Annotated in this window: 13 protein-coding genes and 1 tRNA gene; 3 read left to right on the forward strand and 11 right to left on the reverse strand. The window is 67.0% G+C overall.

Going from position 1 to position 16,202, the window contains the following annotated elements:
* Positions 1-54 precede the first annotated feature (54 nt).
* From rho to argS, 7 genes are all read right to left on the reverse strand, one after another.
* Positions 55-2,298, reverse strand: a complete 2,244-nt coding sequence (gene rho, locus AC1M2K_RS01405; protein WP_480239551.1) for a transcription termination factor Rho — start codon at positions 2,296-2,298, stop codon at positions 55-57.
* 439 nt (positions 2,299-2,737) lie between these two features.
* Positions 2,738-3,667, reverse strand: a complete 930-nt coding sequence (thrB, locus tag AC1M2K_RS01410) for a homoserine kinase (protein WP_480239552.1) — start codon at positions 3,665-3,667, stop codon at positions 2,738-2,740.
* Positions 3,664-4,746 (reverse strand): threonine synthase, encoded by a 1,083-nt coding sequence (thrC, locus tag AC1M2K_RS01415; RefSeq protein WP_480237629.1) that lies wholly within the window; start codon positions 4,744-4,746, stop codon positions 3,664-3,666. The genes thrB and thrC overlap by 4 nt, the downstream gene beginning before the upstream one ends.
* Before the next feature lie 2 nt (positions 4,747-4,748).
* Positions 4,749-6,056, reverse strand: coding sequence for a homoserine dehydrogenase (locus AC1M2K_RS01420; RefSeq protein WP_480239553.1), 1,308 nt, complete (start codon positions 6,054-6,056; stop codon positions 4,749-4,751).
* Entirely contained in the window at positions 6,053-7,456 is a 1,404-nt protein-coding gene (lysA, locus tag AC1M2K_RS01425; RefSeq protein WP_480239554.1) for a diaminopimelate decarboxylase, read from the reverse strand. Before lysA ends, AC1M2K_RS01420 begins: the two co-directional genes overlap by 4 nt.
* A gap of 140 nt (positions 7,457-7,596) precedes the next feature.
* Positions 7,597-8,421: an LmeA family phospholipid-binding protein gene (locus tag AC1M2K_RS01430; protein ID WP_480239555.1), complete on the reverse strand. Its 825-nt coding sequence runs from the start codon at positions 8,419-8,421 to the stop codon at positions 7,597-7,599.
* A 1-nt stretch (position 8,422) separates the two neighbouring features.
* Positions 8,423-10,090: an arginine--tRNA ligase gene (argS, locus tag AC1M2K_RS01435; RefSeq protein ID WP_480237633.1), complete on the reverse strand. Its 1,668-nt coding sequence runs from the start codon at positions 10,088-10,090 to the stop codon at positions 8,423-8,425.
* A gap of 107 nt (positions 10,091-10,197) precedes the next feature.
* Between argS and AC1M2K_RS01440 the strand changes: the two genes are divergently transcribed.
* A complete protein-coding gene (locus AC1M2K_RS01440; protein WP_480237634.1) occupies positions 10,198-10,821 on the forward strand; it encodes an iron ABC transporter ATP-binding protein in 624 nt (207 codons plus the stop codon).
* 94 nt (positions 10,822-10,915) lie between these two features.
* Here AC1M2K_RS01440 and AC1M2K_RS01445 read toward each other — a convergent pair whose 3' ends face one another.
* Entirely contained in the window at positions 10,916-11,710 is a 795-nt protein-coding gene (locus AC1M2K_RS01445) for a transglutaminase-like domain-containing protein (protein ID WP_480239556.1), read from the reverse strand.
* Positions 11,711-11,808: 98 nt separating this feature from the next.
* Between AC1M2K_RS01445 and AC1M2K_RS01450 the strand changes: the two genes are divergently transcribed.
* A tRNA-Arg gene (locus tag AC1M2K_RS01450) sits at positions 11,809-11,881 on the forward strand.
* Positions 11,882-11,921: 40 nt separating this feature from the next.
* On the opposite strand, the gene AC1M2K_RS01455 is transcribed toward AC1M2K_RS01450, so the two are convergent.
* Both AC1M2K_RS01455 and AC1M2K_RS01460 read right to left on the reverse strand, forming a co-directional pair.
* Positions 11,922-12,209: a DUF1905 domain-containing protein gene (locus AC1M2K_RS01455; RefSeq protein ID WP_480239557.1), complete on the reverse strand. Its 288-nt coding sequence runs from the start codon at positions 12,207-12,209 to the stop codon at positions 11,922-11,924.
* Between the two features lie 48 nt (positions 12,210-12,257).
* Entirely contained in the window at positions 12,258-13,631 is a 1,374-nt protein-coding gene (locus AC1M2K_RS01460) for an aspartate aminotransferase family protein (RefSeq protein ID WP_480239558.1), read from the reverse strand.
* An 80-nt stretch (positions 13,632-13,711) separates the two neighbouring features.
* Here AC1M2K_RS01460 and AC1M2K_RS01465 point away from each other — a divergent pair, with 80 nt between their 5' ends.
* Positions 13,712-15,142: a gamma-aminobutyraldehyde dehydrogenase gene (locus tag AC1M2K_RS01465; RefSeq protein ID WP_480239559.1), complete on the forward strand. Its 1,431-nt coding sequence runs from the start codon at positions 13,712-13,714 to the stop codon at positions 15,140-15,142.
* A 105-nt stretch (positions 15,143-15,247) separates the two neighbouring features.
* On the opposite strand, the gene AC1M2K_RS01470 is transcribed toward AC1M2K_RS01465, so the two are convergent.
* Positions 15,248-16,084 (reverse strand): DUF3097 domain-containing protein, encoded by an 837-nt coding sequence (locus AC1M2K_RS01470; RefSeq protein WP_480239560.1) that lies wholly within the window; start codon positions 16,082-16,084, stop codon positions 15,248-15,250.
* Between the last annotated feature and the right edge of the window lie 118 nt (positions 16,085-16,202).

Consider the following 16,202-nt stretch of genomic DNA (forward strand, 5'->3'; position numbering starts at 1 on the left):
CCGGCCGGTCACCCCGATGGGTGCCTGCCGGAGCAAACGGGTTCGTCAGCTCAGCTAGCGGTGGTCGCGCTCGTGGCCGTGGCTGTGACCGGTGCCTGCAACGGGTGCCGGCATCGACTTCTGCATCTGGACGAGGAACTCGACGTTGGACTGGGTCTCCTTGAGCTTGCCCAGGACGACCTCGAGTGCCTGCTGCTGGTCGAGACCGGCGAGGGCACGTCGCAGCTTCCAGGTGACCCGGACCTCATCGGCACCGAGCAGCATCTCCTCACGACGCGTCGACGATGCGTTGACGTCGACGGCGGGGAAGATGCGCTTGTCGGCCAGCTGGCGCGACAGACGGAGCTCGGAGTTACCGGTTCCCTTGAACTCTTCGAAGATGACCTCGTCCATCTTGGACCCGGTCTCGACGAGCGCAGTGGCGAGGATGGTTAGCGAGCCACCGTTCTCGATGTTGCGCGCCGCACCGAAGAAACGCTTCGGCGGGTACAGGGCGGATGCGTCGACACCGCCGGACAGGATGCGTCCGGAGGTCGGCGCTGCCAGGTTGTATGCGCGGCCCAGGCGGGTGATCGAGTCGAGCAGCACGACGACGTCGTGTCCGAGCTCGACCAGGCGCTTGGCGCGCTCGATAGCGAGTTCGGCGACCGTGGTGTGGTCTTCTGCCGGACGGTCGAAGGTGGAGGCGATGACCTCACCCTTCACCGTGCGCTGCATGTCGGTGACTTCTTCAGGGCGCTCGTCGACGAGAACGACCATGAGGTGGACCTCAGGGTTGTTGATCGAGATGGCGTTGGCGATCTGCTGAAGGACGATCGTCTTGCCGGCCTTGGGCGGCGCGACGATGAGGCCGCGCTGGCCCTTGCCGATCGGGGCGATCAGGTCGATGATGCGCTGCGTGAGCTTGCCCGGCTCCGTCTCGAGACGCAGGCGGTCCTGCGGGTAGAGCGGGGTGAGCTTGCCGAACTCCACGCGAGCGGCTGCTTCGTCGACGGTCTGGCCGTTGACGGAGTCGACCTTGACGATGGCGTTGTACTTCTGACGTGCGTTGGTGTCGTTCTCACGCGGCTGGCGGATCGCTCCGACCACGGCGTCACCCTTGCGCAGGTTGTACTTCTTGACCTGCCCGAGCGAGACGTAGACGTCGTTCGAGCCCGGCAGGTAGCCGGAGGTACGCACGAAGGCGTAGTTGTCGAGGACGTCGAGGATGCCGGCGACGGGCAGGAGCACGTCGTCGTCGGAGATCTCCGGCTCGAAATCGGCGCTGTCCTGGCCTCCGCGGCGCTTGCGGTCGCGGTACCGGTTGCGGCCGTTACGGCCACCCTCGTCCTGCTGGTCGCGCTGCTGGTTGCGGTCGTTGCCTGAACGGTCGCTGTCGCCGCGTTCCGGCTGACGGTCGGGGCGCTCCTGGCGATCGGGCTGACGGTCGGTCTGGCGGTCGTTGTTACGACGTTCGTTCTGGCCGCGCTCGTTCTGTCCACGGTCGGCCTGTCCGCGCTCGTTCTGGCCGCGGTCGTTCTGAGCGGCCTTCTCGTCGGATGCCTGCGCCTGGTCGGCGTTGGAGTTGCGGTTGCGGTTGCGGCCACGGCCACGGCCCTGACGGGGCTCCTGGGAGGAGTCGTCGGAATCGCCGGCGTCGGCGGTATCGGCTTCTGCCGGTGCCGCCTCGGCCTGGTCGTCTGTGCTTTCCGCACGGTCGGCCTTGGCACCGCGTCCGCGACGGTTGTTCTTCTTCGGCCGCTGCGGGGCTTCATCGGCCACGGCCTGTTCGCCGTCGACGGTCGAGTCGGTCGTAGCGGATGTGTCGGATGTGTCGGCGACCTGCGCGGGAGCATCCGCGACCGGGGCATCCGGGATCTGGGCTGCGCCGTCGGAGTTGATGTGACCGGCTGCAGCAACCGGGGCTGCTTCCTTGGCGGACTGCGTGGTCGCACGACGCGGCGCACGCTTCCTGACCACGGGAGCCTCGGCCACGGGAGCTTCGGCGGCAGGAGCTTCGGCGAGGGGCTGCTCGGCAACGACAGCCGGCGCCTCCACTGGAGTCGCTGCGTCAGCCGGGGCGGAAGCCTCGGCAGGCGCGTCGAACGGCAGTTCCACGTCGAGGGTGCCGGGCAGCGTTGCCCCGTCGACCTCGGCTGCGGCCTGAGCCTCAGAAATTTTCTCCACGAGTTCCCCCTTGCGAAGTTTGGATGCGCCCTGAATCCCCCATCGGCTGGCGAGCAGCTGCAGGTCTGAGACCTTGAGGGATGTCAGGTTTGCGCCTGATTCCGTATCGATACGGATGTTGACGTTTGTCACTGAGAGTGGGTTCCTTCCCCCTGAACCGCGGCATGCGCGTCAGGAGAGCTCATCGCGTGTGCAGGAGAGTCCGTCAGATTGACTCGCGCCCTACACGCCGTGTGTACCTCAGAGCACAGATACACAATGCTGTCGGCGATGGCGTTGGGTTTGCAGAAATCACCCGAAGGCCAGATTTGCCTGTTCGGCGTTGCCTGTCGGGATCGGGTCAACTCTACCACTACTGCACGACGCCGCAGCACCGAGCGAACGGGCGCGTCGTGGCCCCAGTTCAGGCGTCTCGCGTCGATCGGGCGCGAAAGATCCCGTTCCGGACGACAGCATCCTGTGCGACGGGATCTCTCGACCGGAACTGATGCTTTCGGGTCGCGCGAGATGGCTGGGGGTCGCCGTCTCGTTGTCGAGATTGCCTTAGCTCAGGCTGCCGCCTTTCGCGTCCCTACTCGTCGCTTCGCGACGAGTAAAGGGACGCGCCCTTCACGTCCACGGCCAGGAACATCGCCTCCCAGGGCGACTCCGACTCCGTTGCGACCAGTTCGGCGGCATCCAGCCTGCGACCGGGGCCGTCGGCGAGGACGAGGATCGACGGACCGGCCCCTGAGACGACGGCCGCGTAGCCGCGTGCACGCAGCAGGGTGACGAGCCGGTCGGTCTCGGGCATGGCCGCTGCCCGGTAGCTCTGGTGCAGTTTGTCCTCGGTGCCGGCGAACAGGAGTTCGGGGCTCTGGGTGAGCGCCGCGATCAGCAGGGCGGAACGGGACACGTTGAACACGGCATCCTCGTGCGGCACGCTGACCGGCTGCAGGCTCCTGGCGAGCTTCGTCGACAGCGTGTGCTGCGGAACGAAGATCAGCGGCGCGACGCCGCGATGGACCATGAGCTTCTTGTGCTGCGGGCCGGTCGGTTCGAGCCACGCGATCGTGAGACCGCCGAACAGGGCAGGGGCGACGTTGTCCGGATGCCCCTCCAGCTCGGTGGCGATGCGCAGGAGCGTGTCCGCGTCGATCTCGACGATGCCCTCGAGCAAGCCCTTGGCCGCGACGATCCCGGCCACGACCGCAGCCCCCGACGAACCGAGTCCACGGCCGTGAGGGATGACGTTGTTCGCGACGAGGTCGACGCCTGGTACCGGCTGGCCCATGGCCTCGAAGGTGTACGCGAGCGAGCTGACGACGAGGTTGGACTCGTCCGTCGGCACGACGCCTGCGCCGATGCCGCGCACGTCGACGAAGGCCCCCGGCTCGTCCCTCACCGTGACGGTGACCTCGTCGTAGACGCTGAGCGCCAGCCCGAGGGTGTCGAACCCCGGGCCGAGGTTGGCCGACGTGGCCGGAACGCGGACCGTGACTGACCGGCCCGTCAGGCTCACGCCGTGCCCTTGACCAGCCCGAGAACGCTCGCAACTTCGCTGACGTCGACGGGGACGATGGTCGGGGCGATCTCGCCGCCTTCTGCGTTGCGAAGGGCCCACTGCGGGTCCTTGAGGCCGTGGCCGGTGACGGTGAGCACGACGGTGGACCCGGCGGGAACCTCGCCGGCCTCAGCACGCTCGAGCAGCCCGGCGACGCTGATCGCGGATGCCGGTTCGACGAAGATGCCGACCTCGGCCGAGAGGATGCGCTGGGCGGCGAGGATCATGTCGTCCTCGATCGCTCCGAAATAGCCATTCGTGGCTTCCCTCGCGGTCAGCGCGAGCTCCCATGATGCCGGGTTGCCGATACGGATGGCGCTCGCGACCGTCTCAGGGTTCTTCACGACGCTGCCGGTGACGAGCGGTGCGCTTCCTGCAGCCTGGAACCCGAACATCCTGGGCAGTTTCGTGCTGACGCCGCGCTGCAGTTCTTCGGTGTAGCCGCGGGTGTAGGCGGTGTAGTTGCCGGCGTTGCCGACAGGGATGAAGTGGAAGTCCGGTGCATCCTCGAGGACTTCGACGACCTCGAATGCCGCGGTCTTCTGGCCTTCGATCCTGTCGTTGTTGACCGAGTTCACGAGGTGGACCGGGTAGTTCGCGGAGAGCTCACGAGCGATGTCGAGACAGTCGTCGAAGTTGCCCTGCACCTGGATCAGCTGGGCATTGTGCGCGATGGCCTGCGCCAGCTTGCCCATGGCGATCTTGCCCTCGGGCACGAGGACGGCAGCGGTGATCCCCGCGTGGGTGGCGTACGCGGCGGCGGATGCCGACGTGTTGCCTGTCGACGCGCAGATGACGGCTTTGGCGCCGGCCTCGACGGCCTTCGACACGGCCATGGTCATGCCGCGGTCCTTGAACGAACCCGTCGGGTTCATGCCCTCGTACTTGACCCACACCTTCGCCCCGGTGCGCGCCGAAAGCGCGGCCGCGTAGATGAGCGGTGTTCCGCCCTCACCGAGGCTGATGATCGGTGTCTTGTCCGTCACGTCGAGACGGTCTGCATACTCGTGCAGAACTCCGCGCCACTGCTTGGCCATTTCTAGGCTCCTTCAACTCGTAGAACACTGACAACTGAATCGACAACGTCGCTCGCCTTCAGGGCGGCGACGGTGGCCTGGAGGGCGTGCTCCCGCGCGGCATGTGTGCCGATCACGAGGAACGCCGTTCCGTCTTCGTCCGGGTCGACCGTCTGTTCGACGGTCTCCACCGAGACGCCGCCCGACGCGAAGATCGACGCGACCTCGGCGAGAACACCCTGCAGGTCGCTCACCAGGAGGGTGATCTGGTACTTCGTGATCACGGCGCCGATGGGCAGCAGGGGAAGGTCTGCGTGGGTGGACTCGCCCAGCCCCGGGCCACCTGCCACGTGTCGGCGCGCGGCGGAGACGAGGTCTCCGAGCACGGCCGATGCGGTCTGGACCCCGCCCGCGCCTGCGCCGTAGAACATGAGCGGCCCTGCGGCCTCCGCTTCGACGAACACGGCGTTGTTCCCACCGTGGACAGCGGCGAGAGGATGCTCTCGTGCGACGAGCGCCGGATACACGCGGGCGGAGATGCCCTCGGTCCCATCTTCGGTCGTGATGCGCTCGGCGATGGCCAGGAGCTTGATGACATGACCGGACTTACGGGCCGCTTCGATCTGCGCCGGCGTGATGTCTGCGATGCCCTCGCGGAAGACGCCGTCAGCCGGGACGGTGCTGTGGAAGGCGAGGCTGGCCAGGATGGTGGCCTTCTGGGCGGCGTCGTACCCGTCGACGTCGAGGGTGGGGTCCGCCTCGAGGAAGCCGAGCTCGAACGCCGTCTTCTGGGCGTCCTCCATGCTGTCGCCGAACCGGTCCATCCGGTCGAGGATGAAGTTGGTCGAGCCGTTGACGATCGCAAGGATCCGCCTGACGTTGTCTCCGGCGAGGCTGTCGCGCAGCGGCCGGATGATCGGGATTGCAGCGGCGACGGCCGCCTCGTAGTAGATCTCAGCGCCGACCTGTTCGGTGGCGTCGAAGAGTTCAGGGCCGTGTGCGGCGAGGAGCGCCTTGTTGCCGGTGACGACGTCCGCTCCTGCGTTGATGGCCTGCAGGATGAGCGAGCGGGCGGGCTCGATGCCGCCGATCAGCTCGATCACGATGTCGGCGCCGACGACGAGGGATTCGGCATCCGTCGTCAGGAGTTCACGCGGGAGATCGACGTCGCGCTCCGCGTCGATGTCGCGCACGGCGATACCGACCAGTTCGAGCTTCGCCCCTGCGCGGGCTGCCAGTTCGTCGCCGTTGGCGAGGAGGAGTCTGGCCACCTGCGATCCGACGGATCCGGCCCCGAGCAGAGCCACTCGGACAGTGCGGTATTCGATCATCGTGCATCCAATCCGGCGTCTCGCGCCAGTAGGTCGGACTCGGTTTCGCCGCGGACGATCACGCGTGCGACGCCGTCACGGACAGCGACGACCGGCGGGCGCCCCAGGTAGTTGTAGTTGCTCGCCAGCGACCAGCAGTACGCGCCCGTCGCCGGGACGGCGACGAGGTCTCCCGGCGTCACGTCGCCGGGAAGATAGTCGGCGTTGACGAGGATGTCGCCTGATTCGCAGTGCTTGCCTGCGAGGCGGATGAGCGCGGGGGCCACGTCGGAGGTTCTGCCGGCCAGTCGCACCGAATAGTCCGCACCGTACAGCGCCGGCCTCGCGTTGTCGCTCATTCCCCCGTCGACGCTGACGTAACGGCGGACGGCGGACGTCCCGGCATCCGTCTGGACCTCGACGTCCTTCGTCGTTCCCACCTTGTAGAGCGTGAACGTGCTCGGGCCGATGACGACGCGGCCTGGTTCGAAGGCCACGTGCGGCACGTCGATGTCGAGACGTGAGCATTCGGATGCCACGATCCCGGCTATCTCGCGGGCGAGTTCGTCGATCGGGGTCGGGTCGTCTGCCGCGGTGTACGCGATGCCGAAGCCGCCCCCGAGGTTGAGTTCGGGCACAGCGCCGCCGGCCAGAAGGTCGCGGTGGACGGACAGCAGCCGGGCGGCTGACTCGGCGAAACCGTCAGAGCCGAAGATCTGCGATCCGATGTGGCAGTGCAGGCCGAGGAAGTGGAGCGAGTCGAAACCCCTGATGATCGCGACGGCGTCAGCGGCGTGTTCGAGGGGAAGACCGAATTTCTGGTCTTCGTGTGCCGTGGCCAGGAACTCATGGGTGTGCGCGTGCACTCCGCTGTTGACCCTGAGCCGGACGGACTGTGTGCGGCCGTGACGCGCTGCAGCTTCGGCGACCCGGGGGATCTCCTGGAGGCTGTCGATCACGATCGCGCCGATGCCTGCGCCGACGGCCCTGTCGATCTCTGCCACCGACTTGTTGTTGCCGTGCAGGCCGAGGCGCGACGCGTCGACTCCTGCGGCCAGGGCGACGGCGAGTTCACCGCCGGAGCACACGTCGATGTTGAGGCCTGCCTCGGTCACCCAGCGGGCAACCTCGGTGCAGAGGAACGCTTTTCCGGCGTAATACACGGTCGCCGTGCTGCCGACCGCGGCGAATTCACGCTGGAAGGCCGCGAGGACGTCCGCTGCGCGGGAACGGGCATCCGCCTCGTCGACGACGTAGACAGGGGTCCCGAACTGTGCGGCGAGGTCAGTGGCGGCCACTCCTGCGACGGCGATTTCGCCGGTCGCCGTCCGAGTCGCGTTCCGGGACCAGACCGACTCCTGCAGGGCGTTCGAGTCGTCCGGCAGGCGCAGCCACGACGGGGCGAGTGGGTGAGAAGCCACGGCAGGAACCAATCGTGCGGGGGACGTACCGCGCGGGTGAGCGGTGGAGACGTAATGAATTCTACCGAGAACTCAGAAGCCGCAGTTGAATTGTGGCACGCGGCGTATGCGGGCCACGGAATCCACCGGCGTCTCGCGCCCTACTCGGGGCACTCCCCCGTCGACCTGAGCGACGAGCCAGAGAGGGTGAAGTCGGACGCGGCCAGGCTCAGCGCGGCCTGCCCACCGGCCACGTCGATCCCGGAGATGGTGACGCCGACGGGCAGCCGGTCGGCCACGCAGACGCGGACCGGTTCAGAGCCCAGAAGACGATCCACGATCCCGGAGACGTCGAGGCTCCCTGCCGATGAGGTGACTTCTGCGCCCTCGGGCGTGAGGAGGACATCGGTTCCGTCCGGTGTGAGGGCGGCGGTGATGAGGTACCCGACGCTGAAACCGAACACCGTCGTCGAGTCCTCGTATCCGACGGTTCCTTCACCGAGAACCAGCTCGGGGTCGTTGCCTGGGAGGGCGAGCAGCTCGTTGAGCGCTGCCTGGTCGAGTGTCGCTGTTGCGTCGATCGAATCAACTGCCGACTTGAGGTCGATCGGAACCCCGGATGCCGTGACAGTGACTCCGTCGACGGGGATGCCCTCGAAGACGGCATCGTCCGAGGTGATCGTGACGTCCTGCATCCGGCCGCTGAGCAGCTGCAGGATCACCCAGTCCCCGGCGATGTCGACGTCGACGGTCGCCTCCACGTTCGACGGGAGGTTGGCTTCGACGGCCGCGGCGACCGCATCCTCGGTGAATCCGCGCGCGACCGACTCCGCGAGGAACGCACCGCCGACGACGACGACGAGGGCGACGACCAGCACGATCATGGCGGTGAGCCACCGCCTGCCCGCCGATCTGCGACGAGGCTCGCGGTGGTCATCGGAACCCCGGCTCAGCTGAGCCCAGCCGTCCGCCTCCTGCGACGTCACGTCACATCCGCTCGGGTGCCGAGACGCCGACCAGGGCGAGACCGTTGCGGATGACCTGGCTGGTGGCGTCGTTGAGCCACAACCGGGTGCGGTGCACGTCGCCGATCGGTTCCTCACCGAGCGGGATCACCCGGCAGTTGTCGTACCAGCGGTGGTAGAGGCCCGCGACCTCTTCGATGTACCTGGCCACGCGGTGCGGTTCACGCAGTTCGGCAGCCTGGGCGACGATGCGCGGGAACTCCTGCAGCGCGCCGAGCAGTGCCGACTCGGTTTCGTGGTCGAGCAGTTCAGGGGCGAACACGCTCCTGTCGACACCTGCCGTCTCGGCGTTCCTCGCCACGGAGCGGGTGCGCGCGTGGGCGTACTGCACGTAGAAGACGGGGTTGTCGTTGCTGCGCTTCTTCAGCTGTTCGGGGTCGAGCGTGAGGGGCGAGTCCGCCGGGTAGCGCGCGAGCGAATAGCGGAGGGCATCCGTCCCGATCCATGCCTGGAGGTCGTCGAGTTCGATGATGTTGCCTGCGCGCTTGGACAGCTTCGCGCCGTTCACGCTGACCAGCTGGCCGATGAGGATCTCGATGTCGGTGTCCGGGTTGTCTCCTGCGGCACCGGCGAGTGCCTTGAGACGGTGGACGTAGCCGTGGTGGTCGGCGCCGAGCAGGTAGATCTTGTGGGCGAAACCGCGATCGGACTTCGACAGGTAGTAGGCGGCATCCGCGGCGAAGTAGGTGTAGATGTTGTTGCCGCGGCGGATGACGCGGTCCTTGTCATCCCCGAAATCGGTGGTGCGCACCCACACAGCATCGTCTTCGTCGAAGACGTGACCCTGCTCGCGGAGGCGGTCGACGGCGCTGTCGATGGCGCTCCGGCCGGTGGCGGGGTCTTTGGCGTGGAGTTCGCGTTCGGAGAACCAGACATCGAAATGCACGTTGAAGGAGGCCAGGGACTTCTCGATCTCGACCAGCTGGAGCTTGTAGGCGAGCTCACGCGCGGTCGCGAGCGCCTCGTCGGCGGGCAGGTCGAGCAGGCCTGGTTCGATCTCGAGCACCTGGCGGCCCAGTTCCGCGATGTAGGCGCCGGGGTACCCGCCCTCGGGCGTCGGCTCCCCCTTGATCGCGGCGAGCACGCTGGCGCCGAAGGTGTCCATCTGGCTTCCGGCGTCGTTGATGTAGTACTCGCTGGCGATGGTGGCACCGGATGCCCTGAGCACGCGGGCGAGGGAGTCGCCGAGTGCGGCCCAGCGGGTGTGACCGATGTGGAGCGGGCCCGTCGGGTTCGCCGACACGAACTCGAGGTTGATGCTCTGCCCGGCGAGCGACTCGTTGTGCCCGTAGACGGCCCCGGCGTCGACGATCACCTGCGCGAGCGCTCCGGCGGCCGCGGCATCGAGTCGGACGTTGAGGAAGCCGGGTCCAGCGACCTCGGCTGTCGCCACACCGGGGACGGCGGCAAGGCCGGCGGCCAGGTCGGTTGCCAGCTCACGCGGGTTCGCGCCCAGGCGTTTGGCGATGCGCATGGCGACGTTCGACGACCAGTCACCGTGATCGCGATTCCTCGGACGTTCGAGGATGACGTCGTCACGGCTGATCTCGGCGCCGGCGCCCGCGCGTCGGCTCTCGGCAAGCGGAACGACGAGATCGAACAGGGCAGCGGCAAGGTCGTCAGGAGTCACGCGCTCGATTCTATCCGCAGCCGCGAATTCGCCCCGACCCGGGTGGGCGGCATAGGCCGGCATATTGCTCTTGCTATCGTCGGAGCATCCAACACAGAGAGATGTACATGGCCTCCTCGTCGCTTCGCTCCCGCACGTCACGCCCGCTCGCCATCGGCGCCGTCCTCATCGGTGCGTTCCTGTTCTCCGGCTGCGCCCCAGCCGACGCCCCTGCGGCATCCTCGAGCCCAACCCCGAAACCGAGCCAAAGCTCGACACCGAGCGGCACGCCGACCCCGGAGCCCACGAGCGACACGATCGTCAGCCAGAAGGTCGACACGACCTGCGACGCTCTGCTCACGCCTGACGACATGTACGCGTTCAACCCGAACGTCAGCCTCGTCGAGGACGGCAAACCCGCCGCGGACAGCAAAGCGGGGCAGATCGCCGGCATGAACGGACTCACCTGCCAGTGGGTCAACAACTCGAGCAACGAGACCATCGACGTCGGCGTCGCCAAGCTCTCCGACGACGAGCTGACCGCGCTGAAGAACCTCGCGGTCACCGAGAGCCAGCAGGTCCCGACCTACGGCGCTCCCCCTGTGGAGGGCTACTTCATCGTCATCGGCTCCCAAGGTGAGGCCCAGGTCTTCAGCGGCTCGTACTGGGTGACCATGCGCTCGGTCGCATTCTTCGAGCCCGGCGACGCCGAACAGCTCGCCGAAGCAGCGATCGCGCACCTTCCCGCGTAGCGCGACGCGGCGCCAGGTGCCGTAGCGCGGGCGATTCGGCTTCGCGCGGGTGAAAAAACACCCGCGCAGGGCCGGAACACCCGCGTGAACGCCGTCAGGCCAGGAGCACCGGCGAACGCTGGTCGTCCATCGGCAGCATCTGGGCGACGGCACCCACCTCGACACGGTCGAGCGTGAGGTTCGCGAAATGGTTGGTCAGGAACGCGATGTCGGATGCGTCGCGGCCGGTGGCGATGCGGACGAGCGACTGCCGCGGTGCCAGCCGGGTGGCATCCACGATCTGCCAGCGACCGTCGACCCACGCTTCGGCGAGCGCGTGGAAGTCCATCGGCTTGAGCCCCGGCGCGTACGCGGAGACCATTCGGGCGGGCATGTCGCAGGCGCGGAGGAGCGCGATGACCAGGTGTGCGTAGTCGCGGCAGACGCCCTGCCTGGATGCGAACGTCGTTGCGGCGCTGTCGCCGACATCGCTCGACCCGGGCACGTAACTCAGGTTGTCGTGAACGTACGACGCGACGGCGTCGAGCAGCACCTGACCGTGCAGTCCGCCGAACAGGTCGCGCGCTGAGCGGAACAGTTTGTCCGACTCGGCATACCGGCTGGGGCGCAGGTACAGGATGTGATCGAGCGGGCTGGACGGTTCCGCCGGCCGCTGCCCGGCAACGACGGCGTGGTAGTGGATCTCGTGCCCGCCGGCGTGCCCGGTGAACCGGTGCAGCCTCGACCCGTGCCTGTCGGTGAGCTCGATGGGAGTGATCGTTCCGTTGGATGAACGGATCGACAGGGTCTCAGAGAGGATGGGCGTTCCCGCGGCCACAGCAATCGACAGGATGACATCGCTGGAGCCGCCGAGGCGGAATTCGAGGTGGGCCGAAACGGTGCGATGCATTCGACCATCCTCACATGCCGCGGCGCGGCATCCGTCACCGGCCGAGGCTCTTCCGAGGGGATTGGGTCCCTCTGAATTCTGATAGTTTTGTTTTATACGCCTTCGTAGCTCAGGGGATAGAGCGTCGGTTTCCGGTACCGTAGGTCGCAGGTTCGAATCCTGTCGAGGGCACACTTTCTCCAGGCACGCAGCGAGCAGTCATTCCGCTCGCTCAGCTGAGTCGTTCACTGAGATGCACGGTGACCTGGTCGCCGATGTCCTTGCCGATCAGCTTGCGCAGTTTCGCGCTGATCGACAGCATGTGCCCGCCGGTCCCCGTGGGCATGAACGCCGCCGTGACGGGCTGATCGTCGACGGTTGCGACGACCCTGACCGACTTGCCCGTGCCGAAGTAGTCGACCGAGCCGGGCATCTCGACGCACGACCACACCTCGCCTTTCACGTCGACGCCGATGGGCGCCGTGAAGGTGTGGTCGAGGGTCCGGGGTTCAGTGGTCATGAGGCCACGCTACCGAGCCGGCCGTCTCACGGCATCCGTCGATGTCGGTTACAGCTTCGACCACGCGTCTGTGAGCACCCCACGGAGGATCTGCTCCATCTCATCGAACACGGCAGGACCGACGGTGAGGGGTGGTGCCAGCTGGATCACCGGATCACCGCGGTCATCCGCACGGCAGTAGAGGCCGTTCTCGAACAGGCCGTTGGAGATGACGCCCTTGAGCAGGTATTCGGATTCCGGCCCTGACAGCGTCTCCTTCGTCGCCTTGTCTCGCACGAGTTCGATCCCGAAGAAGTAGCCGTCTCCACGCACGTCGCCGACGATGGGCAGGTCGAGTAGTTTCTCGAGGGTCGACCGGAACGCATCACTGTTCGCACGGACGTTCCCGCAGAGGTCCTCCTCGTCGAAGATGTCGAGGTTGTCGAGGGCGACCGCGGCCGACACCGGGTGCCCGCCGAAGGTGTAGCCGTGGGGAAAATACGCCTCACCGTTCGCGAAGGGCTCGTAGATGCGGTCAGAGATGATCGTCGCACCGATCGGCGAGTACCCGCTCGTCATGCCTTTCGCGCACGTGATCATGTCCGGCACGTATCCGTAGGCGTTGCAGGCGAAGATCTCACCGATCCGCCCGAACGCGCAGATCACCTCGTCGCTGACGAGCAGAACGTCGTACTGGTCGCAGATCTCGCGCACCCTGGCGAAGTATCCGGGAGGTGGGGGGAAGCATCCGCCGGAGTTCTGCACCGGTTCGAGGAAGACCGCCGCGACCGTGTCGGCGCCCTCGAAGAGGATCTGCTCCTCGATCCGGTTCGCCGCCCACAGCCCGAACGCTTCGAGGTCATCGCCGTGCTCGGGGGCCCGGTAGAAGTTCGTGTTCGGCACCCGGAACCCGCCGGGCGTCACCGGTTCGAACATCTCCTTCATCGCGGGGATGCCGGTGATCGCCAGCGCCCCCTGCGGCGTGCCGTGGTACGCGACGGCCCGCGAGATGACCTTGTGTTTCCCCGGCTTGCCGCGCAGCTTCCAGAACTGCTTCGCGAGCTTGAAAGCCGTCTCGACCGCCTCTCCCCCGCTCGTGGAGAAGAACACACGGTTGAGGTCGCCTGGCGCGTGGCCGGCGAGGCGTTCCGCGAGCTCGATCGCGGCCGGATGCGCGAAGGACCAGAGCGGGAAGAACGCGAGCTGTTCCGCCTGCCGCGCGGCCGTCTCAGCCAGTCGCTTCCTGCCGTGGCCGGCGTTCACCACGAACAGCCCGGACAGCCCGTCGATGTAGCGCTTGCCCCTGTCGTCGAAGATGTGGTGCCCTTCGCCGCGGGTGATGATCGGGATCCCCGGCTCGCGATCCATCCGCGTCTGGTCGGTGAAGTGCATCCACAGGTGATCGTGGGCCTTCCTCCGGAGTTCGGTCCCGTCGTCGGTCATCTCGGTGCTCCCTCTGTCGCGGCCCTGCGGATTACGCTGAGGCTACTCCCCGTCCCTCCCCCGAGGAAAGAGACAGCGAAATGACCACGCACCTGCAGAATTTCATTTCCGGCCGACGAACGGATGCCGCAGGCGACGGTCGCCTCGACATCATCGACCCGTCGACGGGCGAGGTCTATGCGACCAGCCCGGTGTCGAGCGCACGTGATGTGGGGCTCGCATACGAAGCAGCCGCGGTGGCGTTCGAGTCGTGGGGTGAGACGACCCCGTCGGAGCGCCAGCGCGCGCTGCTCCGGATCGCCGACGCGCTGACGGAACGGGCCGGGGAGTTCGCCGCCGTCGAGTCGCGGGACACCGGTAAACCGCTGAAGAACCTCATCGCGGACGAGATTCTCATGTCCGCCGACCAGATCCGGTTCTTCGCCGGGGCGGCCCGCACCCTCGGCGGGCTCAGCGCCGGCGAGTACCTCACCGATCACACCTCGTACGTGCGGAGGGAACCGATCGGTGTCATCGGTCAGGTCACGCCGTGGAACTACCCGCTCAACATGGCGACCTGGAAATTCGCGCCAGCGCTCGCCGCCGGCAACACGATCGTCCTGAAACCGTCGGACACGACGCCGGCGTCGACGCTGCTGCTGGCAGAGCTGGCCGCAGAGTTCCTTCCTCCAGGCGTGTTCAACGTCGTCACCGGTGACAGGTCCACCGGGGCCGCCATGGTGGAGCATCCGATCCCGGCGATGGTGTCGATCACCGGTTCGGTGCGCGCAGGAATGGAGGTGGCCGCATCCGCTGCCGCCGACCTGAAGCGTGTGCACCTCGAACTCGGCGGCAAGGCGCCGGTCATCGTCTACGACGACGCCGACCTCGAGAAGGCAGCACGCGGGATCGTCGCTGCCGGCTACTTCAACGCCGGCCAGGACTGCACGGCGGCGACACGTGTGCTCGTGCAGGCATCCGTCCACGACGACTTCGTCGCTGCCCTGACCGCGTGCGCCAGGGAGGATGCCACGACGGGCGCCCCGGATGAGGACGTCCTGTTCGGCCCTGTCAACAACGCCACACAGCTGGGCCGGGTCACCGGCATGCTCGACCGGCTGCCCGACCACGCGTCTGTCGAACTCGGCGGTCGCCGCATCGACCGTCCGGGCTACTTCGTCGAGGCCACCGTCGTCTCCGGGCTGCGGCAACGGGACGAGGCCGTCCAGGAGGAGATCTTCGGTCCGATAATCACCGTTCAGTCGTTCACCGACGAGGCCGAGGCCCTCCGTCTGGCCAACGGCGTGAGGTATGGCCTGGCCTCGTCCGTGTGGACGACCGACCACGGCAGGGCGATGCGCGCAGCGAAGAAGCTCGACTTCGGTTGCGTCTGGATCAACACGCACATCCCGATCGTGGCCGAGATGCCGCACGGCGGATTCGGGCACTCCGGATACGGCAAGGACCTGTCGCTCTACGGCTTCGAGGACTACACGCGCATCAAGCACGTGATGTCGTACATCGGAACCTGACATCCCGGCACGAAAACAGGAGATCGGACGGTTGTCAGGAGACGATCGGGCGAATCATCCTGTTCATCGTGCGATCTCCTGTGAATCGAACGGATGCTGTCAGCGCTACGGCGCCGTGACGAAGTCGATGAGTTCCTCGACGCGGCCGAGGAACGCCGGTTCGAGGTCCGAGTACGTCCTCACCCGTCGGAGGATGGCCTGCCACGCCCTGGCGATGTCGGCCTGACTCTCGTTCGGCAGCCCCAGTGCACCGCAGATCCCCTTCTTCCACTCGATCGACCGGGGAATGTCCGGCCAGGTATTCAGCCCGACGCGTTCCGGCTTCACCGACTGCCAGACGTCGATGTATGGGTGCCCGACGACGAGGACGTTCCCTCCGTGGTTGCCGCGCATGACGGCATCCGCGATCCGGCTCTCCTTCGACCCCGGCACGAGGTGGTCGACGAGAACGCCCACCCGGCGCTTCGGGGTCGGAGCGAAGTCCGCGATGATCGCGGCGAGGTCATCGATGCCGCCGAGGTATTCGACGACAACACCCTCGACCCGCAGGTCGTCGCCCCAGACCTTCTCAACGAGCTCGGCGTCGTGTCGCCCTTCGACGTAGATCCGCGACGGAAGGGCGACGCGGGCACGCGAGTCCGCGACCGCGAACGAACCGGATGCCGTTCGGGTCTGGGCGCCGGCCTTCTTTTTCGGCGCGACGAGGATGACCGGCTTCCCGTCGAGGAGGAACCCGGGGCCGAGCGGGAAAACCCGGCGCTTGCCGTGCCTGTCCTCGAGTTGCACGGTCTTGCCTTCGATGCCGGTGACGGCACCGCACCAGCCCGTCGCGGTCTCCTCGACGACGAGATCCGCGAGCGCCTCGTGCTCGGCGGGTGGCGGGGTCTTGCTGGCGCGCCAGTTCGTCGCCAGCACATCGGATCCGTAGGGGTCGTAACTCACCCGGGCTACGGTAGTCGCCGTCCGTTGCGTCGTCCGGATGCCACGCGCAGTCGCCGCACGCAAGGCCCCTCCGACTCTCTGGACGCATTCAGCCAGGCAACCCTAGACTCGGGATCGT

This window comes from Mycetocola sp. Y171 (assembly GCF_056713165.1).

Excerpts from the sequence above, each read along its gene's own strand:
- thrC (WP_480237629.1), bottom strand. The coding sequence starts at position 4,746 with ATGGCCAAGCAGTGGCGCGGAGTTCTGCACGAGTATGCAGACCGTCTC.
- AC1M2K_RS01420 (WP_480239553.1), bottom strand. The coding sequence starts at position 6,056 with ATGATCGAATACCGCACTGTCCGAGTGGCTCTGCTCGGGGCCGGATCC.
- AC1M2K_RS01440 (WP_480237634.1), top strand. The coding sequence starts at position 10,198 with ATGGCCTCCTCGTCGCTTCGCTCCCGCACGTCACGCCCGCTCGCCATC.
- AC1M2K_RS01445 (WP_480239556.1), bottom strand. The coding sequence starts at position 11,710 with ATGCATCGCACCGTTTCGGCCCACCTCGAATTCCGCCTCGGCGGCTCC.
- AC1M2K_RS01455 (WP_480239557.1), bottom strand. The coding sequence starts at position 12,209 with ATGACCACTGAACCCCGGACCCTCGACCACACCTTCACGGCGCCCATC.
- AC1M2K_RS01460 (WP_480239558.1), bottom strand. The coding sequence starts at position 13,631 with ATGACCGACGACGGGACCGAACTCCGGAGGAAGGCCCACGATCACCTG.
- AC1M2K_RS01465 (WP_480239559.1), top strand. The coding sequence starts at position 13,712 with ATGACCACGCACCTGCAGAATTTCATTTCCGGCCGACGAACGGATGCC.